Here is a 23407-nt window from a genome sequence, read left to right on the forward strand (position 1 = left end):
GGCTCAGGCCTCCATCTCGCGGATCATGGTCGTGCGCGGCAGCGCGATGAAGCGGCGACCTGCGGTCAGCACCACGTCGACACCGCGCGGGAAGAGGGCGCGATTGTCGGCCCATTGGCGCAAGAAGGTCTCAGGCAAGCCCTTCGGGGCGATCTTGGCGGCGTCGCGAATGCCGGGACCCGTCAGTTGCAGCGGCCGGCCTCCCTCGAGCGACGCGACCTCGACGACCAGCGTCGTCGAACGATCAGGGTATTCCTGGGTTCCCAGCGCAAATTGTGCCAGCGACGGGAACGGTGCTCCCGCTTCAACGAAGGCAAACTTCGCATCGGACTTTGTGGAGGTCAGGCTGGCGCCGGTGTGGAAGCCGACCCAGCCGGGCAGGGCGGATTTCGATAGGGCAGTCGTCATCCAGATCGGCGTATCGTGATCGCAGAGCGTCAGAAGGAGAGCACCGGCCGCAATGCCGAGCGGCGCGGGCGGAGCCACTGGTACCTCCACGACACCTATGGTGCCCGGCTGGGCCATGGCATCCATGACGGCCCGGAAAACCGTCTGTGCATGTGTCACGGCATCCGGGAAGCCGCCGTCCAGGCTTTCGGTGTGTCCAATCATCAGTCTTCTCCGCGGACCATGGTGAAAAAGTCGACCTTCGTGGCCGCCGTTTCGGCTTCCAGCTTTTCGGCATCCGCCAGAAGGCGTGTTTCGACGGGTGTGAAGAGCTGTGTGTCGAGCGCCGCCCTTACTGCTTCGTCTTGCGCCACGGCGTCGAGCACGGCCGAGAGACTGGCCGCCTTCCGGTCCGTGCCGAGGCGATAGCCATGGCCGATCCGTCCGTCAGAGAGCCTGACGCTAGCGCGGCTCACCGTCGCTTCGCCGAGATTGAAGGGTGCACCACCGCCGCCGATGCGACCCTTGACCATCACGAGCCCGGTCTCCGGCCCGCGCAGTGCGGTAAACACGGGCGCGGGGTCGAGTGATGAAAGGGCTGTTTCCAGTTCGGTCAGCGTCGCTCTGGCCAGCAGATCGACGATCCGCTTTCGATCGCTCTGCGCGCCGGTGTCAATTTCGTTGGCTCTGTCCATTGTCAGTCCTCGAAATGTCTAGTAATATAGACAACCATACAAGTTACTTTATGAGTAACCCGAGGTCGTGACAAGCTTGTGACAGGAGGACCGTTTCCGGTGATACAGAGACAGAAGGGTGTGGCCCTGTGGCGCCAGATTTCGGATCGGATCCGCGCCAATATCCTCTCAGGTCTCTATGACAGGACGGGCATGGTCCCGGCGGAAACTGCGCTCGCCGAAGAGTTCGGGGTCAACCGCCACACGGTGCGTGCAGCGCTCGCGGCCCTTCAGCAAGAAGGGATCGTCCGGGCAGCGCAGGGGCGCGGCACCGTGATTACCCAGCGCGACAAGTTCGATTTCCCGATTGGCCGGCGCACACGCTTTACGGAAGGCATCGGCGAACAGGCGCGTGATCTGAAGGGGATCCTGCTTTCGTCAGTGCAAGAGGTTGCGACGCCGGAACTGGTCGAGCGCCTGCGCCTGGCACAGGGCGCCCATGTCTTGAGGCTGGATGGGATCAGGAAGGCGGATGGACGCGCGGTCTCGCGATCGACGATGTGGTTTCCTGCCGAGCGTTTTGCAGGGATCGACAAGGCTTTCTCGGAGACGGGTTCCATAACCCGTGCTCTCTCGATGTGCGGCGTGGATGACTATCTGCGGGAGGTCACGGAGATCTCGGCGGTTCATGCGGAGCCGGACGACGTCGCGCATCTCGAACTGACGCCCGGAGCTATCGTGCTCGTGACCCGGGCCGTCAATACCGATCCCGAGGGTCTGCCTATCCAATATGCGATTACGCGTTTCGCCGCCGACCGGGTGCAATTCACGATCCGCAATTGAGGCCGAGACGACGCCCGGTTCCTGATTGCTCAGGAAGCCGGGCGCCCGATTTTCGGTGCCGAGGATCAGGTCGCCGCATAGGCGGCGAGAACCGCGGCAATCTGTTCAGGGCTCAGATTGTTCGACTGGGTCGCGCTGATCGCCTGGAGCTGTGCGGTGGTCATGTTGGAGATCTGACCCACCGTCAGACCGGGCAGGGCCTGCTCGCTGATCGCAGCAATGTCATCGGCGGAGAAGGTCCGGAAGTTGTTGGCGCCAAATGCCGACAACTGTGCGGAATTCAGCCCTGCTACCTGCGTCGGTGTCAGTGCCTCGGCTTGTCCTGCCGTGAGCGCGCTCACCTGCGCGACCGTCAGGCCGCTGATCGCCTTGGCGTCCATGGCCGCAACCTGCGATGTCGTCAGCCAGGCGACCCTATCCGTCCCGAGTGTTGCCAGCTGGATGGCATTCATCGACCCGATCTGCGCGGATGTCAGCGCGCCGACCTGATCCTGGGTCATCGCCCTCAGCTGGTGATAGGTCAGGCCGGCGACCTGGCCCGTCGTCAGGGCGGAGATCTGTTCCGGCTGCAATGTGGCGAAGATCGCGGGCGACAAGCCGCTCACTGCCGTCGGGGACAGTGCTGCGATGTCCGTCGCCGTCAGCGTTTCAAGCGCCGTCGAGCTGAAGGCTGCCAGCTGGGTTCCGCTCAGGGCGCCAAACTGCGCCGATGTCATCGCATCGACCTGGCTGGATGTCAGGGTCGCTATCTGCGCAGTGCTCAGCCCCGGAATGGCTTTGGGGGCGATGGCCGCAATCTGCGTTGTCGACAGGGCAGAAATGGTGCCGGCCGAGAGCGAGGCGATCTGTGTCGCGGTCAGCGCGCCGATCTGGGTTGCCGTCATGACGCCGAGCTGATCTGGCTTCAATGCGTTCAACTGGTCGAAGGTCAAGGCGCCGACCTGCGCTGCTGTCAGGATGCCGATTTGTTCCTGGCTGAGGCCCGCGATGTTGGCGGCCGACAGGCCCGTGATCGCTGCCGGCGAGATGGATGCCAGCTCCGTGTTCGACAGCGTTGCGAGCTGCGCCGAGGAGAGTGCGCCGATCTGTGTCGAGGTCAGGGCCGCGATCTGGGTCTGGCTGAGGCTGTCGATCTGCGTCGTCGACATGGAGGCGATCTGGGTCGCCGTCAGGCCCGGGATCGTCTTGACGTTCAGCGCTGCGATCTTGTCACTGGTCAGCGTGGCGAGGCTGTCATTGCTGAGCAGCGCCACCTGGCTTGCGCTGAGTGCCCCGATTTGTGTGGTCGAGAGAAGAGTTACCTGCTGGGGCGTGAGCGCTCCGACCTGGCTTGGCGTCAGAGCGGTGATCTGGGCTGCCGTCAGTGCGGTGATCTGGTCGGCGCCCAGGACAGCGATCTGCTGTGTCGTCATGCCGGCGATCCCGGCCGCGCTGATCGCGGCAAGCTTCGTCGCCGGTAGGTTGGAAAGCTGGGTCGGTGTCAGCGCCGCGACCTGTGTCGCCGTCAAGGCACCCATCTGCGCGGTGGTCAGGGATTCAATCTGATTGGACGTCAGAGCCGTGACCTGTGTCGTGGACAGTGCGGCGATGGCCGTCGTGCTCAAGGCCGCGATCTGTTCCTGAGACATCACACCGAGCGACGCCGTCGTCAGGGCTGCAGCCTGGGTCGCACCAAAGCCGGCAACCTGCTTTGCGCTCAGCGCATCCACTTGGGTCGGGGTCAAGGCTGCCGTCTGGTCAGCACTCAATGCACCGAGCTGGGCCGGCGTGAGGGCTGCAATCTGATCGAGGTTCATGGCGGCGATGGTTTCAGCATCGATCCCGCTCAAGGCGCCCGTCGTGATGGCCGCCATCTCTGTCGGCTGGAACGCCAGGATATCGGCCGCGCGCATGGCGCCGAGCTGCGCTGCCGTCAGGCCCGCAACCTGGGTCGCCGTCATCGCCTCGACCTGATCGGACGACATCGCCGCGATCTGATCCGTGCTCAGGGCTGCAATCGTCCTGGCGGAGAGGCCGGCAATCTGTTCACGCGACAGCGATGCGATGTTGCTCGGCGACAGCGAAGCAATCTGGGCTGCGGTCACGGCCTGCAACTGGCTGGCGCTCAGCGATGCAAGCTGGGTCGGCGTGAAGGAGACGACCTGCTCGTTCTTCATCGCCGCGATCTGCGCGGAGGTCAGCTTCGCAATCTGTTCCAGGCTCAGGCTGTCGATCTTGTCGGCAGAGATCGAGGAGATGGCGCTTGTTGAAATCGCGGCAATCTCGGCTGGTGTGAGGGCTGACAGCTGCACTTCGGACAAGGACCCGATCTGGGCGCCGCTCATCTTCGAGATCTGTGCGGAGCTCAGTCCGTCGATCTGGTTGTCCTCGAGGGCGGCAATCTGATCCGTGGTCAGCCCCGTGATCGAGGCGGCCGCGATGGCTCCGACCTGCGAGGGCGACCATGCCTTCACCGCCTGCACCGATAGGGCGGACAGCTGAGCGGCACTTAGAGCTGCAATCTGGCCGTTGCTCATCGCTTCGGTCTGGAATGCCGTGAGGCCCGCGACCTGCTCGGCCTTCAGCGCCCGGATCTGGGTTGTCGTCAGCGCGGCTACCTGATCGGGCGCCAGGGTTGCGATGCGTTCCGGCGTCAGGCCGGTGATCGCCTTGGCACTGATGGCGGCGATTTTCACCGGGCTCATTGCCGCGACGGATTCAGCCGGCAAGGCTGCTACCTGGGCTGCCGAGAGCGCACCAATCTGGCTGGTGGAGAGGGCGTCGAGCTGATCTGCAGTGAGCGACCCGATCTGGTCGACCGTCAGGCCGGTGATGGCGCGCGCGCTGAGCGCTGCGATCTGTTCCTCAGAGAAGCTGGCAATCGCAACTTCCGGCATGGCTGCGATCTGCACGCCGGTCAGCCCGCGAACCTGCGTCGGTGTGAAGCCTGCGATCTGGTCCGGTGTGAAGGCTGCGGCCTGGGTCGCCTTCAGCGCCGAGATCTGCGAGGTCGTCATGGATGCGACCTGGGTGACGCTCAGAGAGGAGATCTGATCCGTTGTCAGCCCGGTGACGGCTGACACGCTGATGGCGCCAATCTGGGTGGGAGACAGGGCTCCGATCTGGGCCGTCGACAGACTGCCGATCTGGCTGGCATTCATCGCCGCGATCTGGGCCGTGGTGAGGCTCTTCAGCTGATCGGTGCTCATCGCTGCAAGTTGGCCGGCACTCAAGCCGGCCACAGCCTTCGATGACAGCGCTGCAATCTGCGTGGTGGTAAAGCCCTCAATCGTGGATGTCGGCAGGGCGGCAATCTGGGTGGGGCCGAGCGCTCTGATCTGGGTGGTGGTGAGGGCGGCCAACTGGTCTTCGGTGAAGGCCGACATCTGTGTGCGGGTGAGCGCCGCAATCTGGGCCCCCGTCATCGCCGATGTCTGGGACGGAGACATGCCCGCGATATGATCCGCGGTCAGGCCGGAAATGGCGCGGGGATTGATGGCCGCAATCTGGCCGTTCGAAAGGCTGGCAACTTGCTCGACAGAAAGAGCGCCAAGTTGCTTCGACGTCAGGGCCGTCATTTGCGCGTTGGTGAGGGCTCCGATCTTTTCGTTGCCGAGCGCTGCGATCTGGGTCGTTGTCAGCCCTGTCACGCCACGGGCGCTGATCGCGGAAAACTGTGTCGTCGAGAGGGCGCCGAGCTGTTCGGTCGTCATTGCGCCGACCTGCGTGGGGCTGAGCGCTGTAATCTGGCTGTTGGAGAAGGCTGCAACCTGCTGAGGTGTCAGTGCTGCGATCTGCGCCGGCGTGAGCGCCGAAATCTGTGTCGTCTTCAGTGCCGAAATCTGGGTGGTCGTGAGACCCGCCAGCCTTTCCGGCGATTGCCCCCTCAGGGCGGCCGTGTTGATGGCGGCCATGTCTTCAGCCGAGAAGGTCGCCAGATCCTCGGTGCTGAAGGCGCTGAGCTGCGTCGCGCTCAGTTTTGCGACTTGCGCTGGCGTCAGGGCCTCTGACTGTTCGGTGCTCAGTCCGCCGAGTTGGCTTGCCGAGAGTGCCGCAACCTGTGTCGCTGCCAGGCTCGAAACATCTTCCGTCGAGAGCGCCGTGATCTGGTCGAGGGTGAGACCGGTGATCGAGCGCGGGGCAATCGCCTTCAGCTGCGCGGTCGACAGCCCTGCTACAGCCTCTGTCTGGAGGGCCGAAATCTGCGACGACGTCAGCGCGTTGACCTGCGTGCTCGAAAGCTGGCTCACCTCCTCGTCTGACCAGGAGCTCACGGTCGAATTGGGGAGTGCCCGGATCTGGGCGGGGCTGAGCAGGGAAATGGGCGACGTCATGTCTATCGGCCTCTTGTTTTCAAACGAATGCGCTCAAAAGTGTTTCACCGGCTTGCATCCATCTGATCGAGGCTATGCGTCTCAACATTTTCAGCGCGTTCCGGCACAAGGTCTCGCCCGGCAGTTCGTTAGACCGCCCAGCATGATGCCGTTTTAATCGCCAAGGCTTGCCTGAGCCTGTGCTGTCACATCTCCCGGTTGGTCAAAGGTGTAGGGTGGTCGATGCAGCGAATGGCGCAGCAGCAGGTATGGCGCCGATCGGGTCGACATTCTGCAGTCAGATTGCAGCCTTGGGATGCAGCGGCGCGTGCACTTCGGATCCCAGCCGTTGCGGCTTGCGCTGCGAAACCGGGCATGAGCAGCAGTTTCTGCTGCTCAGCTATCCGCTTGCGGCACAGACGAAGCTTCGTCACGCAGGAAATGCCGGCCGAGATGGCCGACACCGTCCTGGATATCTGCTTCGATCGCCTTTGCGAGGGCTTGCAGGTCATTGGCCCGGATCGCGTCCATCGCTTCGGCGTGGCGGTCGATGCGATAGCTTTCTTCGAGCTTTGCGGTCGCCAGACGCATGAAGGGACCGAGGCGCAGCCAGACGGACTCGATCAGTTCGAGCAGAACGCCGCTCGCCCCCGGCTCATACAAGGTGCGGTGAAACAGGAAGTTGAGCTCCGTCGAGCGGAGCAGATCATCGGCGCCATAGGCTTGGTCGATCTCCGCATCGATCACCTGCAGCCGCTCCAGCCTTGCCTTGTCGATATGGGGCAGCGCCCGCATGGCCGCGAGCGTTTCCAGGGCTGTGCGGGCGGCGATGATCTCCTCGAATTTCGAGAGGGTCATTTCCGGCACGCGGACGCGGCGATTGTCGAGATATTCCAGCGCACCATCCGCGACCAGGCGATGCAGAGCCTCGCGCACGGGCATGGCGCTCACCCCGAGGTCGTCGGCGACGCCGTTGATGGTGATCGGCAGACCAGGGGCGACCGCGCCCGACATGATACGGGCCCGCAGCGTCCGATAGACGCGCTGCTTGCGTGATTCCTCCGCCTTGCGTTCCTCGATCGCCATGGTTCGACCGCGTTCTCCCTGTTTGTTATCGATGTCCGTTGCCTGACTTTCGCGGTTCGGACATTTACCCTCTTGAAATTTGATCAAACTAACATTTGGTATAGTCTGACGGAGTGCAAGGCCTGAAGGCTTGCATTCGCGACGTTCCAGGAAACTCACATGACCGCAAAGACAATCGGCATCCTCGTCACCGGCCATTCGCCTGCCGAACTCGCGAACGAGTATGGCAATTACGCCGACATGTTTGCCGCTCTGCTCGGCAAATTCGATTTCACCTTCAAACGCTATTTCGTTGTGGACGGCGAGTTTCCGGACAGCCCGACAGACGTCGATGGCTGGCTGCTGACGGGTTCCAAGTTCGGTGTCTACGAGGATCACCCGTGGATCCGCGAGCTCGAAGATTTCATCCGACAGGTGCATGCCGCCAAGGTTCCCATGGTCGGCATCTGCTTCGGCCATCAGGTCATGGCGAAAGCCCTCGGTGGCGAAGTCGAGAAGTTCAAGGGTGGCTGGTCCGCCGGTCCGGTTCGTTACACGCGATCCGACACGGGTGAGGAGCAGGTCCTCCTTGCCTGGCATCAGGACCAGGTCATCCGCGTGCCTGAGGGTGCCGAGGTCGTCGGCAAGACGGATGCCTGCGAGAACGCCGTCATTCGCTACGGCGACTGGGGCCTCTCCTACCAGCCACATCCGGAGTTTTCGCCGCGCTTCTTCGAGGGACTGGCAGAGGCACGCAAGGCCGCCATTCCCGAGCCCCTGTTCGAACGGGTGAAGAAGGTCGATGTGCCGATCGCAACCGACAAGATCGCTGAGGAGATCGGCGAGTTTCTCGGGCGCGACCGCTGAAGCGGGGCAGGACGCGTCTAAGCGTCCCAGCTTTCCTTGATGAAGGCTTCGAAGAAATCCGAGAAGGTTGCCACTCGAAGCGGTAGCTGTTCGTAGGGCGGGTAGTAGAGCGTCAGCCAGATCTCGGGCGTGTTCCAGCCCGGCAGCACTTCGACGAGTTTTCCCGCGCGCAATTCCTCGTCGACGATGAAGCGGGGCAGGAGGGCAATGCCTTCTCCAGCGATCGCGAGCTTGCAGAGAAAATCACCGTTGTTGATCGAGAACCGGCCCCGGGCCTCAACGGTCCTGACTTGTCCGGGTCGGCTCAGTTCCCAGGTCTCGGTCTTCGACTGATCGTGATAGCTGAGGCATTCGAGTGTCGTCAGATCCTCTGGGACCTTCGGTGTGCCATGGCGCGCCAGGAAGGACGGCGCAGCGACCAGCAGACGCGACACCGGACGGATCTTGCGCCAGATCGTCGACTTGTCTGTCGGCGGACCCGAGATGCGGATCGCGAGGTCGTAATTCTCCTGGAGAATGTCGACGAAACGGTCGGACAGTTCTATTGCGACGCTGGTGCGTGGGTGCATGATGGAAAACTGCGACAGCACCGTCGGCAGAACCTTCATTCCCAGCGACATGGGTGCGGAGACCCGGAGCGATCCTGCCGTCACCTTCTGCAGATCCCGGGTTTCCTCCGTCGCCCGGGCAAGACCTTCGACCAGCGGCGCGACGCGGGCCGCATAGGCGGCGCCGGCCGAAGTCAGTGAGACTTTCCGTGTTGTGCGCAACAGGAGCTGCACGCCGAGCTGATCTTCGAGGGCTGAGACCGTGCGCGTGACGGAAGCCGGCGTCATGGCGAGCAGGCGCGCCGCTGCGCTGAAGCTGCTTTGGTCAGCGACCGTCAGAAAGGTCCTGATGGCTTCGAACTCGCCCATCGGATTGTTGCTCCCAGTGAAATAATATCCGCAATATTACAGCTATTCTCAATCGAAAAGCCGTGGCCCATATTCCGTTCAACAGAACAAAGCCGGCGCGATTGCCGGGAAAGGATCAGAGCCATGCTTACCCAGATCAAAGGCCTGCATCACGTTACCTCCATGGCTGCGGATGCCCAGGAAAACAACGATTTCTTCACGAAGACCCTCGGCCTTCGCCGGGTCAAGAAGACCGTCAACTTCGATGCTCCCGACGTCTACCACCTCTATTACGGCGACGAAGTCGGCAATGCCGGATCGGTCATGACTTATTTCCCGTTTGCCAATATGGGCAAGGGTGGTCGCGGTGCCGGTGAAGTCTCCGAGACCGTCTTCTCCGTGCCGAAGGGCACACTCGGTTTCTGGCAGGATCGCCTGTCGAAGCAAGGCGTCAAGGAACTCGGCTCCTATTCGCTCTTCGGTGAGGACCGTCTGCGTTTTGCCGGCCCTGATGGTGACGGCTTTGCGCTGGCCGAGGTCGACGGCGACAGCCGCGTGCCCTTCGCCGGTGGTCCGGTTGGCGTTTCGGAAGGGGTTCACGGTTTCCGCGGCGTGACCATGCGGTTGCGCGACGAAGGTGCGACCGGCGAACTCCTGAAGTTCATGGGCTACCAGCCGGTCGACAAACAGGGTGACTTCGTCCGCTATGCGGTCTCCGGCGGCAATGGTGCCGACTATATCGATCTCGAAGTTCTGCCGGGTGCATCGCATGCCCAGCAGGGTGCAGGTTCGGTGCACCACGTCGCCTTTGCCGTGGAAGATCGTGCGGCTCAGCTCGAAGTTCGCAAGGCGCTGCTCGACACGGGATATCAGGTCACGCCGGTCATCGACCGTGACTACTTCTGGGCGATCTATTTCCGCACCCCGGGTGGTGTGCTGTTCGAAATCGCCACCAACGAGCCCGGCTTCAACCGGGACGAAGATACGGCCCATCTCGGCGAGGCGCTGAAGCTGCCGACACGTTATCAGCAGTATCGCTCGCAGATCGAAGCCCATCTGACCCCGATCAAGGACTAATCGCACAGAGGGACGATGCCTGACGGCGTCGTCCCTCTTGCGGAGGAACCAATATGGCACTCGATAGCTACATCCACCTCTACCAGGCACCGCAGGGTGCCGCACCGCTGGTCTTCACCTTTCACGGCACCGGCGGCGACGAACATCAGTTTCCCGGGCTCGTGAACCGGATCCTGCCCGAGGCGGGGATCGTCTCGCCCCGCGGCGACGTCTCGGAATACGGGGCTGCGCGCTTCTTCAAGCGCACCGGCGAAGGCGTCTACGACATGGCCGATCTCGCAGAGAGAACGGCGAAGATGGTGGCCTTCATCCGCGCGCACAAGGAGAAGAACCCGGATCGACCGATCTACGGGCTCGGTTACTCGAATGGCGCCAATATCTTGGCTTCGGTCCTGTTCGAGGCGCCTGATCTCTTCGACCGCGTGATCCTCATGCATCCGCTGATCCCGTTCGATCCGCCGGCACAGCAGGGGCTTTCGGATGTTGCGGTGCTCGTGACTGCCGGCCAGCGGGATCCGATCTGCCCGCTGCCGCTGACCGAACGGCTGGCCGCCTATTTCGAGGCGCAAGGCGCTCAGGTCGAGACTTTCCTGCATCAGGGCGGTCATGAGGTTTCGCAAGGCGAAGTCGACGCGATCGCCGCCTTCCTGCAGAAGCCCTGACATCACGCACACGAAACGCAAAAGGCCCGCAGACAGAGTTGCGGGCCTTTTTTCGTCTCGACTATCAGCCGATCTGGATCAGGGCTTTGATCAGACCGGATTTCTCGCGCGCCCAGCGCGGCAGATCCGTAGCGAGATCTGCCAGGGTCGTCCGATGCGTGATCAGCTGGTCGATCGGCACGAGACCATCCGCGATCGATTTGCGGACATGATCGAAGTCGACGCGGGTCGCGTTGCGGCTGCCGATCAGCATCATCTCGCGCTTGTGGAATTCGGGGTCGGAGAAGGTGATGTCCTCCTTCACCACGCTGACCAGCACGAGGCTTCCGCCGTGGGCGACGAAGCGGAAGGCGCGTTCCATCGATGGGCGATAGCCGGTGGCATCGAAGACCACGTCGAAACCGTCTCCCCCGGTCAAGTCCGCGACCGCAGACTCAAGACTGTCATCGGCCAGAAGACCTGATGTGAAGCCGAGGCGACTTGCTGCCATCGACAGGCGCTCGCTGCTGGTGTCGAGCAGGGTCACGTCATGTCCGGCAATGCGCGCAAAGATCGCCGTGCCAAGCCCGATCGGGCCTGCACCAATGACCAGTGCCCTTGATCCCGCGGGCGCCATAGAGCGACGGACGGCGTGTGCGCCGATCGCCAGAAATTCGACGGTGGCTGCGGCTTCCGGTGACAGGTCGTCAGCGGGATACAGGTTGATGGCAGGGACCGTGATCTCCTCGCACATTGCCCCATCCGTGTGCACACCGAGCACGCGAATATTCGTGCAGCAGTTGGGCTTGTCCTTGCGGCAGGCGATGCAGGTGCCGCAGGCGATATAGGGATTGACGATCACCTTCGTGCCGGCGCCCAGGTCGACGCCTTCGCCCGCCTCGACGACAGTTGCCGAGATCTCGTGGCCCATGACGCGCGGGTATTCCAGGAAGGGGTGCTTGCCTTCGAAGATATGATAGTCCGTCCCGCAGATGCCAACATGGCTGATGGCGATGCGGGCTTCGCCTGTTTTTGGACGCGGCGGCGGATCGCGATCGACGATCTCGAGACGGCCCGGTTCGACACACAATGCGGCCTTCATGCTTATTCCTTTCGGCTGCCCGGCAAGGTTTGACGAAAAAAAAGGGGATGCCATTCGCGGCACCCCCACCTTGGGAAATTATCAGCGGCTGCCGCGGCGGCGAAGCTGGTCGAAATAGACGATCAGGATGATCAGGGCACCGGTGATGATGCGCTGCCAGAACGAGTTGACGTTCATCAGGTTGGCGCCGTTGTTGATCGTCGCCAGAATGAAGGCGCCGAGTAGCGGACCCTGGACCGAACCGACGGCGCCGAACAGGCTGGTGCCGCCGATGACCGAGGAGGCGATTGCCTGCAGTTCCCAGCCTTCGGCCTGGGTGGCGTTGCCGATCCCGATGCGCGAGGCAAGCAGGATGCCGACGAAGGCAGCACAGGTCGAGGACAGGATGTAGGCCATGTAGATCGTGCGGTTGACGTTGACGCCGGAGAGGCGTGCCGCCTCGCTGTTGGAGCCGACCGCGAAGAGATAGCGACCCCAGCGGCTAAGGTGCAGGAAGACATAGGCGGGCACGGCGACGACGATGACCATCCAGAACAGGCTGGGCACACCGAGGAAGTCGGCGCGGGCGAAGTTGGTGAAGGCCTCGTTGGAGATCGAGATGGTCGAACCATTGGTGATCAAGAGGCCGATGCCGCGGAGCGAAGTCAGAGTTGCGAGCGTGATGATGAAGGCGGGAAGCCCCATGCGCACGATACCAAAGGCATGGAACATGCCGATGGCGACACCCATCAGGAGGGTGAGGATGATCGCAAGCCAGACGGGCAGGCCCGCCGCCAGGAGCCAAGCGAGGATGACGCTGGCGAAACCCACCACCGCGCCGACCGACAGATCGATGCCGGCGGTGATGATGACGAAGGTCTGGCCGACGGCGAGGATCGCCGTCATCGCACCCTGACGCAGCAGGTTGCTGATGTTGTTCGGTGTCCAGAAGCTGTTGGTGGCAAAGCCAAGGAGCAGCCAGAGGAAGAGCAGGAGGCCGAGCAGCGTGAGGCTGAAGAGGATACTCATGCCCCTCTTCGGTGCGACCTTGGTCTCGGTGGTGTCGGTGCTCATCTTTGTCCTCCCAGTCGTCTTTTCATGTCGTTGTTTGCGGGTATCACGTCTCAGACGCCGATCGCCTCGGTCAGCACGTCTTCATGCGATGCGGTTCGATAGTCATGGCTCGCGACCAGTCTGCCCTGGCGGAACACGTGCAGGCGGTCCGATAGCTCATAGACCTCCGGCAGGTAGGACGAGATCAGGATGATGCCGGCACCCTGCTTCAGGAGTTCCGCGAAGAGCCTGTAGATCTCGGCCTTCGTTCCGACGTCGACGCCGACGGTCGGTTCGTCGAAGATGAAGAGGCGCGCGCCGTGGCTGAGCCACTTACCGATGACGATCTTCTGCTGGTTGCCGCCGGACATGGCCGATGCGAGCACGGCACGTGTCGGCGTCTTGATCTTCAGATCGTTGATCTGCTTGTCGGCGTTTCCGGCTTCCAGCTTCGGGCTGATGGTGAGGCCCCTGCTTAAGCGGCCGAAGACTGGCAGGTTGATGTTGAGGCCGATCGGCAGGTTGAGGCAAAGGCCCTGGTCGCGTCGGCTTTCGGGGGCGAGTGCGATGCCGAGGTCCATGGCCTTGCGTTCGGTATCGATAACGACCTTCTTGCCGTCCCAGAAGACTTCGCCTGCCGTCAGTTTGTGACGGCCATAGAGACCCAGCGCAAATTCGCTGCGACCGGCACCGATCAGGCCGTAGAGGCCGACGATTTCGCCCGAGCGGACCGAAAGCGAGACATCCGAAAAACCCGGACCGGAAAGTCCCTTGGCCTCAAGGATGGTGGCACCGATCGGCAGCTTTTCCTTGTGGTAGATCTGCTCGATCGAACGGTTGATCATCAGCGAGATGAGTTCGGCGTCGTTGGTCTCGCCGATCAGGCGGGTGCCGACATGGGTACCATCGCGCAGGACAGACACGCGGTCTGCCAGTTCGAAGACCTCTTCCATGCGGTGGCTGATATAGACGATGGTGACGCCTTCCGACTGCAGGCGGCGGATGAGGCGGAAGAGCTGGGCCGATTCCTGGCGCGTCAGATAAGCCGTCGGCTCATCGAAGATTATAAAACGGATACCGCGCATCGCGGCTTTGGCGGTGGCGATCAGCTGCTGCTGGCCGATCGTGAGATTGGCGAGAATTTCGCCGGCGGGCAGGTTGAAGCCGAGGTCGTCGAGCACGTTCTGCGCAGCGGTTGTCATGGCGCGCTGGCGCATGATGCCGCCCGACGACATCTCGTCGCCGAGGAACATGTTGGCGGCGACCGAGAGATGCGAGCAGAGCACGACTTCCTGATGCACCGCGTTGATGCCGCGCTGGATCGCCTCGTTCGGCGTGGCGAGTGCGACCGGCTTGCCGCACCAGCGGATCTCGCCCGATGTGCGCGGAATGACGCCCGTGAGAAGCTTGATGAGGGTGGATTTGCCAGCGCCATTTTCGCCGACGATGGCGTGGATTTCACCGGCGAGGAAACTTAAGGTCGCGGGCTTCAGAGCCTCCACGGCGCCATACTTCTTCTGCAGGCCGATGAGCTCGAGGATCGGCGTTCCCGGCGGGATGCGATCGGTCTCCAGCAGTTCCGGCGCGTCGTCGTGCCGGTGGCTTACATCGTGCAGCGAAGTCATGTCATTCCTCCCAAATCGCAGGGAAATCGACGGGCGCCTCCTGCGCCCGCCGTTTCCGGTCCGGCACGCGCGACAGATGCCGCGCGTGCCGAAGTCTCGATCAGTTGACCTTCGGGTTCAGAAGGGCATCGATCTTCGGGTCGGCCATGTTGGCCTGGGTCACGAGGTTTGCACCGGTGTCGACGAAGGTCTCGACCTTCTCGCCCTTGGAGACGGCGAGTGCGGTCTTCACGCCGTCGTAGCCCATGCGGTACGGATCCTGGACGACGAGACCGGCAAGTACGCCTTCCTTGAGGAAGCCGACGGTCTTTTCATCCGAGTCGAAGCCGATGACCTTGATCTTGTCGCCGAGCTTGTTTTCGGCGATCGCCTGGCCAACGCCCTGCGCCATGATCAGGTTCGAAGCGAAGACGCCAACGATGTTCGGGTTGGCGGTGATCAGGTCGGTCATCATGTTGAGGCCGGTCGTGGCCTGGCCATCGGCAAAGCGGTCGACGGTCACGGTGATGCCCGGATACTTGGTCTTCATCTGGTCGAGGAAGCCTTCACGGCGCTGGTCGAGCGAACCGACGCCCGGCAGGCTGGTGATGATGGCGACTTCGCCCTCTTCCTTGCCGGTCGCTGCCTTGATGGCGGCTGCAAGGCCGTCAGCTGCGATACGGCCACCCTGGACGTTGTCGGTGGTGAGGAACGAGGTGAAGGCCTTGGAGTCGGCACCGGAGTCGATGCCGATAATCGGAACCGCCTTGGCGGCTTCGTCGATCGGCTTGCCGAGTGCCTTGAACTCGGTCGGCGAGATCACGACGGCGGCAGGTGCACCGGCAACAGCGTTCTCGAGAATGCTGATCTGGCCGTTGATGTCAGACTCGGACTGAGCACCGAGTTCCGGCACGTTCACGCCGAGGTCCTTGCCAGCCTGGCGGGCGCCGGCGAGCACGATCTGCCAGTAGAAGGACGTGGTGTCCTTGACGATGATCGGAATGGTCACGTCCTGGGCGAAGGACGCGGCCGGCATCATCGACGTCATCATTGCAGCGCCGGCGATCCCCATCAGGGCGCGGCGAGTCATGCTCTTCAGAATGGTCATTGTGGTTCTCCTCTCAACGCGTCCTGTTCCTCCGGTGAGATCGACCTGCAGAACGCAACCGGGTCGATCTTTATCGATAAAAAACATTTTATCGAGGCACGCTACTCCAGCATTCTGGAGAATGCAAGCGGGCAAAATGGGCTCCTCCGAACTCGCTTTTGCCTTGAAATCCAGGGCTTCCCGGGCCTCCTCAGACCCGGTGAACCTCTTCCGGATAGACGACGCCCTTCTTCAGGATGACGTTGCCGTAAATCCGCAATTCGGTGGTTGCGACGATGTATGCTGCCGTCCGTGCACGCTCGTAAAAGGCGAAGCGCTCGAGGCTTTCGAGCTGGAAGTCGCCCGCCAGTCTCGTGATCGTCGCCTGGAATTCGGCGCAGATTTCCGGGGCCGCGTGGGGGTCACCGACCACCTGCATGCGCCAGGCCGCATCCTCGACGAACTGGTCGAGCGGCATGTGGGCGAGGATCGCCTCCAGGATTTCGACGGCGCCGACGCCGTCTGCCCGGATGACCGGGGGACCCATGGTGCTCGCCGGGAAATTGCCGTCGGCAATTACGATCTCGTCGCCGTGTCCCATCGTGGCGATGGCGTGCAGCAGGTCAGGTCCCAGCAGAGGATGGATGCCTTTCAGCATGGTCAGCTCCTATTCCCGGACAGGCGCATCGCCGAGCGGCGGTGCAACGAGTGTGTGCGCCTCGAAGGGTGCGAAGGCGGAGGCCGGCAGTTCCTCTGATGTCAGCGCCATGTTGCGGTTCAGGCTTTCCGGCTTTGCCGTGCCGATGATGACGGAGGCGACCGCCGGATGGTGCAGCGGGAACTGCATGGCGAACTGGGCGAGCGGCTTGTCGGCCTGCTTTGCCAGGTCTTCCATCGCGCGCACCTTGCCGAGCACTTCGTCGGTTGCGGGGGTGTAGTCGAAATGCGCGCCCGGAACGGCGCCCGTTGCCAGGATACCGGAATTGAAGACGCCGCCGGCGGTGATCGAGGTGCCGCGCTTCTCGCAGAGCGGCAGCAATTCCTCGACGGCGGAGCGATCGAGCAGCGAATAGCGGCCAGCCATCAGGATGACGTCGATATCGATGTCAGCCATCATCTCCAGGCAGGCGGGTACCTCGTTGACACCGAGACCGAAGGCCTTGATCGCGCCAGATGATTTCAGCTGGTCGAGCGCCTTGTAACCGCCGTCGCGCAACTGCTTCACATAGCGATCGTTGACCTCGCGGCCATGCGTGTAGACGCCGATATCGTGGACATAGAGGATGTCGATGCGATTGAGGCCAAGGCGTGCATAGCTGAAGTCGACCGAGCGCATGATGCCGTCATAGCTGTAGTCGTAGACCAGCTTGAAGGGCAGAGGATCGACGAAGCCGACATTCGGGATCTGATCCTTCGGCACCGGTGCCAGCAGGCGGCCAACCTTGGTGGAGAGCACATAGCTCTCTTCCGGCTTGTCGCGCAGGAAGTCGCCGACATAACGCTCGGCCTGGCCGAAGCCGTAATGCGGGGCCGTATCGAAATAGCGGATCCCTTGATCCCAGGCGGCCTGCAGCGTTGCAATGCCGACATCGCGGGGGCAGGGGCGGTAGAGGCCACCAAGCGGTGCGGTGCCGAAGGAGTATTCGGTCACTTCGAGGGCGGTCTTGCCGATGCGTCTCGTCTTCATGCTGATATCCGGATCCCAGTTGTCGAGGTCAGAGCGTGGCACCGAGGTGCCACGGCACGAATTCGTTGTCGCCGTAGCCGAAGAGCTCGCTCTTGGTCTTCTGGCCCGAGGCGGTCTCGATGATCAGGTCGAAGATGTCGCGACCCAGATCCGAGACGCTGGCGTCTCCCGTGGCGATGACGCCGCAATCGATGTCCATGTCCTCTTCCATCGACTTGTAGAGCGCGGTGTTGCTGGTCAGCTTGATGGAGGGCACGGGCCGTGAGCCGAAGCAGGAGCCGCGGCCGGTGGTGAAGGCAATGACGTTTGCACCGCCTGCTACCTGGCCGGTGGCCGAGACTGGGTCATAGCCGGGCGTGTCCATGAAGACGAGGCCGTGCTCGGTGACGCGTTCGGCGTAATTGTAGACGGCGGTCAGCGGCGAGCGTCCGCCTTTGGCGACCGCACCGAGGGATTTCTCGAGAATGGTTGTGAGGCCACCCTTCTTGTTGCCGGGCGAAGGATTGTTGTCGAGCGAGGCGCCGTGCTGGGCGACATAGGCCTCCCACCAAGAGATCAGCCCATCGAGCTTGACGGCGACATCCTCGTTGACGGCGCGGCTGCGCAGCAGGTGTTCGGCGCCATAGATCTCCGAAGTCTCGGAGAGGATCGCCGTGCCGCCGGCACCAGCCAGGATATCGACAGCGACGCCGAGGGCCGGGTTGGCTGTAATGCCGGACAGGCCATCCGAACCGCCGCATTGCAGGCCGACGATGATCTCGCTGACGGAGATCGGTTCGCGGCGCATGGAGCCGACTTCGGCTGCGATCTCTTTCAGGATCGAAAGGGCATTCTCGACGGCGCGGCGCGAACCGCCGGCATCCTGGATGTTGAAGTGACGCTTGGAGGCGCCGGCGCCGCTCTGGCCGTAAAGCGTCAGCTGGTTCACTTCGCAGCCGAGGCCGACCATCAGCACGCCGCCGAAATTCACGTGTCTCGTGTAGCCGGCTATTGTTCTGTGTAGCGTGCGCATGCCGTCGCCGGTCGAGCTCATGCCGCAGCCCTGGTCGTGCACGATCGGCACGAAGCCGTCGATGCCCTCGTAATGCGGCAGGATGGTGCGGTTCGCGGCATCCGCGATGGCGCGACAGACCGTGGTGGAACAGTTCACGCTGGCGATGATGCCGATGTAGTTGCGGGTCGCGGCGCGTCCATCGGCGCGGCGATAGCCCATGAAGGTGCGCCCCTTGTCGGCAGCAGTCGCCGTTTCGGGCTGGGCAAGGCCGCTGACCGAAAGGCGGTCTTCATCGAAGGCGAGATTGTGGGAATGGACGTGGTCGCCGGCTGCAATGTCCTTCGTGGCGCGGCCGATCGCCTGGGCATATTTGACGACAGGCTCACCCTGGCGGATGGCGCGGACCGCCACCTTGTGGCCAGGATCAATCTTCGCCGCTGCCGGCGCGCCGCCCGGCAGGACATGCCCGGCTTCGATCGCAACAGTGGTCACGGCAACATTGTCGTCCTGCGACAGCAGGATGCAGGCTGGTTTCGACACCCGATGTTTCTCCCATGCGTCCGGCGATACCGGATCCTGTGTTTTGTCTTTTATCGGCAATAGACAGTTTCTCGTCAATGGGTATGATATCGATAAAGAACAATTTGCTCCAGTGCGGAGCGGGAGGAACAGAAACCCTTGTCGAAGGAGAGGAAGGCCGCCGCAATCGGTGGTTTCCATTGCGCGGGTTCGCATCTTGCGCCAAGAGGCAAAAGACCGAAGCGCCAGATAACATCAACCAGGCAGATCCATGGCCAAGCAGAACACCGTCTTCAAGGATGCTTACAACCGCACGCTGAAGCTGATCGAGGAAACGGACACGCTTCCCTCGGAGCCGGAGCTCGGCGGGTTGCTCAGTGTGAGCCGCACGACCGTCAGGGCCGTCCTGACGCGCCTCGGAGAAGCGGGGCTGGTCGCCTGGGACAAGCGTTCGAAGACGGTGTTGCGGCGGCCGGTCCGAAACGACTATTTCCCCGACGAGGAGACAAACTCCCTTTCTGACATCATCGAGCGCAGCTTCATGCGGCGGATCCTGGCCGGCGGGGCGCAGCCGGGCATGCAGATCAACGAGCTGGAACTTGCCCGTGAGATTGGCATCGGGACCACGAGCGTCCGCGAGTTTCTGATCCGTTTCAGCCGTTTTGGGCTGATCGAGAAGCGACCGAACAGCCATTGGGTGCTGAAGGGGTTTACCCGCGAATTCGCGCTCGAGCTGACCGAGGTGCGCGAAATGTTCGAGCTGCGCTCGGCGGCAAGCTTCGTGCATCTGGCCGAGGACCATCCGGCCTGGGACGAGCTCCGGCTGGTTGAGGCGCAACACCATGCGCTGCTGGCCGACATCGACAATCGCTACATGGACTTCTCCGAGCTCGATGAACGGTTTCATCTGCTCGTCCAGAAGGCGTCGAGCAATCGCTTCATCATCGACTTCTACGACATCATTACGATCGTCTTTCACTACCACTACCAGTGGAACAAGACGAATGCGCGAGCCCGAAACCAGCGGGCGCTGGAAGAGCATCTCGACTACATCAGCGCGCTGTTTTCCCGCGATGCCGGAAAGATCGAAAAGGCCTGCCGTCAGCATCTGAAATCGGCACGCGAAACGCTGCTGCAATCCATCCAGGAGCCTGCCTGAGCCATGAACACGCCCATCCTGCAATTCGGCACGAGCCGGTTTCTCCAGGCGCATGCCGATCTTTTCGTCAGCGAGGCTATGGAGGCAGGGAAGGCACTGGGGCCAATCACCGTGGTGCAGACGAGCGGCGATGCCTCCCGGGCCGGGCGGATTGGCGCCCTTTCGGCGCCCGAGGGATTTCCGGTCATTATCAGGGGGCTGGAGGACGGAAAGCCCGTGGAGCGGGAGTTGCGCGTGCGGTCGGTCAGCCGGTCGCTGTCCACCGCAGCCAACTGGGACGAGGTTACCCGGATCTTCGTCGAAGAAGCGCGTGTGGTTCTCAGCAATACCGGAGACAAGGGCTATGCCCTGGTTGACGGGGACACGGTCGACGGCGTTCCGCGTTCTTTTCCGATGAAGCTCCTGGCATTGCTGCATGCGCGCTTCCGTGGTGGTGGCATGCCGCTGACCATCTTGCCCTGTGAGCTGATCTCGCGAAACGGCGAGGTTCTTCAGCGGCTGGTCGTCGATCTCGCAAGCCGGCACATTCCCGACGCGATGTTCGTTTCCTGGCTCACCGACCGTGTCATCTGGGGGAATACGCTTGTCGACCGCATCGTCTCCGAGCCGATCGAACCTGCGGGGGCGATCGCGGAGCCCTATGCGATCTGGGCGATCGAGCGGCAGCCGGGACTGACCCTTCCCTGTGAGCATCCTTACATCAAGCTTGTCGACGACCTGACGCCCTATGAGCGGCTAAAGCTGCATATTCTCAATCTCGGCCATACGGTCCTTGCCGATCGCTGGCAGAGGCAAGGCCGGCCGCAGTCGGAATGCGTCAAGGACATCCTGGCCGATGCTGAGATCCGTGGTGAACTGGAGGAGATTTACCGCGAGGAAGTCGTGCCCGGTTTTCGGGTGCATGGGCTCGGTGACGAGGCGGAGGTCTATGTGGCGACCACGCTGGAGCGCTTTCTCAATCCCTATCTGGAGCACCGCCTGGCCGATATCGCCGGCAATCATGCGGAAAAGGTCGTCCGCCGCATCATCGGTTTTCAGGAATGGTGCCCGGGCGTGGCGATGCCCAGACTGTCAGCGATCGCGCGACGTTGACCCCGAGCGCTCAGGCTTGTGGCATGCCCTTCGAGCGCATGCGGCGGCGAAAGGCGGTCGGTTTCTCGACAAAACGCTGGCTGAAGGCCTCGTAGAAGCGGGAGACCGAGCCAAAGCCGCTTTCGAAGGCGACGTCGGTGATCGAGAGGTCGGTTGAAATCAGCAGGGACTGCGCGGTGTCCAGGCGGTGGCGCACGATCGCCTGGTTGATCGTGTGGCCGACGGCCCGCTTGAAGATCGACATGGCATAGTTCGGATGCAGACCGACGGCGTTTCCGACATCATCGGCCGAAATGTTCTCCAGGGCACGCTCGGCGATGAAGCGCAGCATGCGCTCGATGTGCTCGACGCGCTCGCTGTCATTGGCGCTGAAACTGGCGATCGCCGAGCCTTCCTCGCGGAGATCCCGCCACCCATCGCGCTCGATCCGGAGAACACGGGCTGTCAGTTCGTTGCGGACGATCTCGGTCAGGTTCTCGTCGCCTGCCAGGAGTTCCTCGCGCCAGCGCTGGAAGATGTCCCGATCCCAGGAGCGGATTTCCAAGGCCTCGATCATCGCGCCGCGGAAGACGGCGTCGCGGAAGCGGCTGAGATTGGCAAGTCCAAGGAAGACGGACATCGGGACATAGAGGCAGACGAAGCGGGTGCCTTCCCTGCGGTCGGTCACCTGGTGCGGGATCATGCCCCAGAAGAGGCAGAGGCGCCCCTCATCGACCGTCAGCTCGCGTCCATCGAACCAGTAGGTCATCTGGCCCGTCAGCACGAAGTTAAGCTCGATCTGGCTGTGCATGTGCGGCCCGGCCATGCGATGCACTGTCAGGCTTTCCCCCGCACAAAAGCGATGATCGCCGAAGATGACCAGCGGGTGTCGCGGGTCATGGTCGGGATGCACGGGGACCGATTCGTCCACCAACAGGGGCTTCACATGTTCCAAATCTTAGGATCCCGGAAAAGATCGGCAAAAACTCGGTAGATTATTACGGGTTTGAATCGGATGATCAAGGTGAGCTGAGAATTCCGCTCCGGTGGGATCCGGGGCTTCAAGCTCGGCATATGCAATGCATAACGGTCATAGGGAGGAAAACATGACCTTTTTCAAAAGCCTGAGCAGCCTTGCTCTGGGTGCTGCCCTTCTGTCGTCCACCGCATTCGCCGGTGAAATCGTGCTCAACTCCGACCATTCCGATCCGGCGCCGAAAAAGGCGATGGAAGAATTGATCGCTGATTTCCAGAAGGCCAACCCCGACATCACGGTCAAGTGGAACAACTTCGACCACGAAGGCTACAAGTCCGCCATCCGTAACTTCCTGACCGCTGACGCGCCCGACGTCGCCGCATGGTATGCCGGCAATCGCATGGAGCCCTTCGTCAAGGCCGGTCTGTTCGAAGACGTCTCGGATGTCTGGGAAGCCAATGGCCTGAACGACCAGCTGAAGTCCGCTTCCGCCTCGATGACCATCGACGGCAAGAAGTGGGGCGTCCCCTACACCTATTACCAGTGGGGCATCTACTATCGTAAGGACATCTTCGCCGAACAGGGCATCGAGCCGCCGAAGAACTGGGTCGAATTTCTCGCCGCCTGCGAAAAGCTGAAGACGGCCGGCATTACGCCGATCACCATCGGCACCAAGGCCCTGTGGCCGACGGGCGGCTGGTTCGACTATCTGAACCTGCGCGTCAATGGCTACGAGTTCCACATGGAGCTGACCTCCGGCAAGGTTCCCTACACCGATCCGCGCGTGAAGGCCGTGTTCGAAAAGTGGGGCGAGCTGGTCAAGGCCGGTTACTTCAATGAGAACCATGCCGCGATCGACTGGCAGGATGCGATCCCGCAGATGGTCCAGGGCAAGGCTGCCATGTATCTGATGGGCAACTTCGCTGTCGCCACCATGAAGGATGGCGGCCTGAAGGAAGAGCAGATCGGCTTCATGCAGTTCCCGGAAATCACCGCCGGCATTCCGATGTCGGAAGAGGCTCCGACCGATACGTTCCACATCCCGTCGGGCGCGAAGAACAAGGAAGATGCGAAGAAGTTCCTCGCCTACCTCGCTTCGCCGGAAGCCCAGACGAAGATGAACGCGACGCTCGGCCAGCTGCCGGTCAACAACAAGGCCGAAAAGCCGGCCGATCCGTTCCTCAGTGCCGGTTTCGAGATGCTGTCGAACGCCTATGCGCTCGCTCAGTTCTATGACCGCGACGCCAACGCCGAAATGGCGAAGGCCGGCATGGAAGGCTTCCAGGAATTCATGGTCAAGCCAGACGATATGGACCGGATCCTGGAGCGCCTCGAAAAGGTTCGCGCCCGCGTCCACAAGTAAGCCATAGAGCTCCCTGCGCCGGGTGCTGTGGGTCTCCCTGGGCCCGCGGCATCCGGTTGCCGTTTCCCTTT

At 62.3% G+C, this 23407-nt stretch carries 20 protein-coding genes; 7 read left to right on the top strand and 13 right to left on the bottom strand.

Annotated features, from left to right (window positions below; all coding sequences use genetic code 11):
* Positions 1-3: 3 nt before the first annotated feature.
* Positions 4-612 (bottom strand): phosphonate C-P lyase system protein PhnH, encoded by a 609-nt coding sequence (gene phnH / locus AC02Y0_RS19900; RefSeq protein ID WP_476380716.1) that lies wholly within the window; start codon positions 610-612, stop codon positions 4-6.
* Entirely contained in the window at positions 612-1082 is a 471-nt protein-coding gene (gene phnG, locus AC02Y0_RS19905) for a phosphonate C-P lyase system protein PhnG (RefSeq protein WP_476380717.1), read from the bottom strand. Before phnG ends, phnH begins: the two co-directional genes overlap by 1 nt.
* A 99-nt stretch (positions 1083-1181) precedes the next feature.
* On the opposite strand from phnG, the gene phnF reads away from it, so the two are divergent.
* On the top strand, positions 1182-1904 hold the full coding sequence (gene phnF, locus AC02Y0_RS19910; protein ID WP_476380719.1) for a phosphonate metabolism transcriptional regulator PhnF: 723 nt from the start codon (positions 1182-1184) through the stop codon (positions 1902-1904).
* 65 nt (positions 1905-1969) lie between these two features.
* Here phnF and AC02Y0_RS19915 read toward each other — a convergent pair whose 3' ends face one another.
* Both AC02Y0_RS19915 and AC02Y0_RS19920 read right to left on the bottom strand, forming a co-directional pair.
* Entirely contained in the window at positions 1970-6217 is a 4248-nt protein-coding gene (locus tag AC02Y0_RS19915) for a beta strand repeat-containing protein (RefSeq protein WP_476380721.1), read from the bottom strand.
* A 375-nt stretch (positions 6218-6592) separates the two neighbouring features.
* A complete protein-coding gene (locus tag AC02Y0_RS19920) occupies positions 6593-7282 on the bottom strand; it encodes a GntR family transcriptional regulator (protein ID WP_476380723.1) in 690 nt (229 codons plus the stop codon).
* A gap of 159 nt (positions 7283-7441) precedes the next feature.
* Here AC02Y0_RS19920 and AC02Y0_RS19925 point away from each other — a divergent pair, with 159 nt between their 5' ends.
* Positions 7442-8128 (top strand): type 1 glutamine amidotransferase, encoded by a 687-nt coding sequence (locus AC02Y0_RS19925; protein ID WP_476380725.1) that lies wholly within the window; start codon positions 7442-7444, stop codon positions 8126-8128.
* A gap of 17 nt (positions 8129-8145) precedes the next feature.
* Here AC02Y0_RS19925 and AC02Y0_RS19930 read toward each other — a convergent pair whose 3' ends face one another.
* Positions 8146-9045 carry a LysR family transcriptional regulator gene (locus AC02Y0_RS19930; RefSeq protein WP_476380726.1) on the bottom strand — a complete coding sequence of 300 codons (900 nt, stop codon included), beginning with the start codon at positions 9043-9045 and terminating at the stop codon, positions 8146-8148.
* Positions 9046-9168: 123 nt separating this feature from the next.
* Between AC02Y0_RS19930 and AC02Y0_RS19935 the strand changes: the two genes are divergently transcribed.
* Together AC02Y0_RS19935 and AC02Y0_RS19940 are read left to right on the top strand one after the other, a co-directional pair.
* Entirely contained in the window at positions 9169-10101 is a 933-nt protein-coding gene (locus tag AC02Y0_RS19935; protein WP_476380728.1) for a ring-cleaving dioxygenase, read from the top strand.
* Between the two features lie 53 nt (positions 10102-10154).
* Complete coding sequence (locus AC02Y0_RS19940; RefSeq protein ID WP_476380730.1) at positions 10155-10763, top strand: alpha/beta hydrolase; 609 nt, start codon at positions 10155-10157, stop codon at positions 10761-10763.
* A gap of 64 nt (positions 10764-10827) precedes the next feature.
* Here the strand turns inward: AC02Y0_RS19940 and AC02Y0_RS19945 are convergent, their stop codons facing one another.
* From AC02Y0_RS19945 to AC02Y0_RS19975, 7 genes are all read right to left on the bottom strand, one after another.
* The gene (locus AC02Y0_RS19945; protein ID WP_476380731.1) at positions 10828-11844 is read right to left on the bottom strand and encodes a zinc-binding alcohol dehydrogenase family protein; all 1017 of its coding nucleotides are present in this window, start codon (positions 11842-11844) and stop codon (positions 10828-10830) included.
* An 81-nt stretch (positions 11845-11925) separates the two neighbouring features.
* Positions 11926-12897, bottom strand: coding sequence for an ABC transporter permease (locus AC02Y0_RS19950; RefSeq protein ID WP_112239602.1), 972 nt, complete (start codon positions 12895-12897; stop codon positions 11926-11928).
* A 50-nt stretch (positions 12898-12947) separates the two neighbouring features.
* Positions 12948-14501, bottom strand: a complete 1554-nt coding sequence (locus tag AC02Y0_RS19955; RefSeq protein WP_476380734.1) for a sugar ABC transporter ATP-binding protein — start codon at positions 14499-14501, stop codon at positions 12948-12950.
* A gap of 100 nt (positions 14502-14601) precedes the next feature.
* A complete protein-coding gene (locus AC02Y0_RS19960; protein ID WP_476380735.1) occupies positions 14602-15588 on the bottom strand; it encodes a substrate-binding domain-containing protein in 987 nt (328 codons plus the stop codon).
* A gap of 190 nt (positions 15589-15778) precedes the next feature.
* Positions 15779-16225, bottom strand: coding sequence for an RbsD/FucU family protein (locus AC02Y0_RS19965; protein WP_476380737.1), 447 nt, complete (start codon positions 16223-16225; stop codon positions 15779-15781).
* 9 nt (positions 16226-16234) lie between these two features.
* Entirely contained in the window at positions 16235-17254 is a 1020-nt protein-coding gene (locus AC02Y0_RS19970) for an aldo/keto reductase (RefSeq protein WP_476380739.1), read from the bottom strand.
* A 28-nt stretch (positions 17255-17282) separates the two neighbouring features.
* Positions 17283-18788: a UxaA family hydrolase gene (locus tag AC02Y0_RS19975; RefSeq protein ID WP_476380741.1), complete on the bottom strand. Its 1506-nt coding sequence runs from the start codon at positions 18786-18788 to the stop codon at positions 17283-17285.
* Positions 18789-19038: 250 nt separating this feature from the next.
* Between AC02Y0_RS19975 and AC02Y0_RS19980 the strand changes: the two genes are divergently transcribed.
* Complete coding sequence (locus AC02Y0_RS19980; protein ID WP_476380742.1) at positions 19039-19926, top strand: GntR family transcriptional regulator; 888 nt, start codon at positions 19039-19041, stop codon at positions 19924-19926.
* 3 nt (positions 19927-19929) lie between these two features.
* Entirely contained in the window at positions 19930-21018 is a 1089-nt protein-coding gene (locus AC02Y0_RS19985) for a mannitol dehydrogenase family protein (RefSeq protein ID WP_476380744.1), read from the top strand.
* Between the two features lie 10 nt (positions 21019-21028).
* Here the strand turns inward: AC02Y0_RS19985 and AC02Y0_RS19990 are convergent, their stop codons facing one another.
* The gene (locus tag AC02Y0_RS19990; RefSeq protein ID WP_476384098.1) at positions 21029-21808 is read right to left on the bottom strand and encodes a helix-turn-helix domain-containing protein; all 780 of its coding nucleotides are present in this window, start codon (positions 21806-21808) and stop codon (positions 21029-21031) included.
* 295 nt (positions 21809-22103) lie between these two features.
* Here AC02Y0_RS19990 and AC02Y0_RS19995 point away from each other — a divergent pair, with 295 nt between their 5' ends.
* On the top strand, positions 22104-23336 hold the full coding sequence (locus AC02Y0_RS19995) for an ABC transporter substrate-binding protein (RefSeq protein WP_476380745.1): 1233 nt from the start codon (positions 22104-22106) through the stop codon (positions 23334-23336).
* Positions 23337-23407 lie beyond the last annotated feature (71 nt).

Source organism: Allorhizobium sp. nf9_anc (genome assembly GCF_056323085.1).

What these genes read in the sequence shown, in the direction of transcription:
- AC02Y0_RS19940 (WP_476380730.1), top strand. Translation starts at nt 10,155, where the DNA reads ATGGCACTCGATAGCTACATCCACCTCTACCAGGCACCGCAGGGTGCC.
- AC02Y0_RS19990 (WP_476384098.1), bottom strand. Translation starts at nt 21,808, where the DNA reads ATGCACAGCCAGATCGAGCTTAACTTCGTGCTGACGGGCCAGATGACC.
- AC02Y0_RS19915 (WP_476380721.1), bottom strand. Translation starts at nt 6,217, where the DNA reads ATGACGTCGCCCATTTCCCTGCTCAGCCCCGCCCAGATCCGGGCACTC.
- AC02Y0_RS19980 (WP_476380742.1), top strand. Translation starts at nt 19,039, where the DNA reads ATGGCCAAGCAGAACACCGTCTTCAAGGATGCTTACAACCGCACGCTG.
- AC02Y0_RS19995 (WP_476380745.1), top strand. Translation starts at nt 22,104, where the DNA reads ATGACCTTTTTCAAAAGCCTGAGCAGCCTTGCTCTGGGTGCTGCCCTT.
- AC02Y0_RS19960 (WP_476380735.1), bottom strand. Translation starts at nt 15,588, where the DNA reads ATGACCATTCTGAAGAGCATGACTCGCCGCGCCCTGATGGGGATCGCC.
- phnH (WP_476380716.1), bottom strand. Translation starts at nt 612, where the DNA reads ATGATTGGACACACCGAAAGCCTGGACGGCGGCTTCCCGGATGCCGTG.
- AC02Y0_RS19930 (WP_476380726.1), bottom strand. Translation starts at nt 9,045, where the DNA reads ATGGGCGAGTTCGAAGCCATCAGGACCTTTCTGACGGTCGCTGACCAA.
- phnG (WP_476380717.1), bottom strand. Translation starts at nt 1,082, where the DNA reads ATGGACAGAGCCAACGAAATTGACACCGGCGCGCAGAGCGATCGAAAG.
- AC02Y0_RS19950 (WP_112239602.1), bottom strand. Translation starts at nt 12,897, where the DNA reads ATGAGCACCGACACCACCGAGACCAAGGTCGCACCGAAGAGGGGCATG.
- AC02Y0_RS19985 (WP_476380744.1), top strand. Translation starts at nt 19,930, where the DNA reads ATGAACACGCCCATCCTGCAATTCGGCACGAGCCGGTTTCTCCAGGCG.
- AC02Y0_RS19955 (WP_476380734.1), bottom strand. Translation starts at nt 14,501, where the DNA reads ATGACTTCGCTGCACGATGTAAGCCACCGGCACGACGACGCGCCGGAA.
- AC02Y0_RS19925 (WP_476380725.1), top strand. Translation starts at nt 7,442, where the DNA reads ATGACCGCAAAGACAATCGGCATCCTCGTCACCGGCCATTCGCCTGCC.
- AC02Y0_RS19920 (WP_476380723.1), bottom strand. Translation starts at nt 7,282, where the DNA reads ATGGCGATCGAGGAACGCAAGGCGGAGGAATCACGCAAGCAGCGCGTC.
- AC02Y0_RS19945 (WP_476380731.1), bottom strand. Translation starts at nt 11,844, where the DNA reads ATGAAGGCCGCATTGTGTGTCGAACCGGGCCGTCTCGAGATCGTCGAT.
- AC02Y0_RS19970 (WP_476380739.1), bottom strand. Translation starts at nt 17,254, where the DNA reads ATGAAGACGAGACGCATCGGCAAGACCGCCCTCGAAGTGACCGAATAC.
- AC02Y0_RS19935 (WP_476380728.1), top strand. Translation starts at nt 9,169, where the DNA reads ATGCTTACCCAGATCAAAGGCCTGCATCACGTTACCTCCATGGCTGCG.
- AC02Y0_RS19965 (WP_476380737.1), bottom strand. Translation starts at nt 16,225, where the DNA reads ATGCTGAAAGGCATCCATCCTCTGCTGGGACCTGACCTGCTGCACGCC.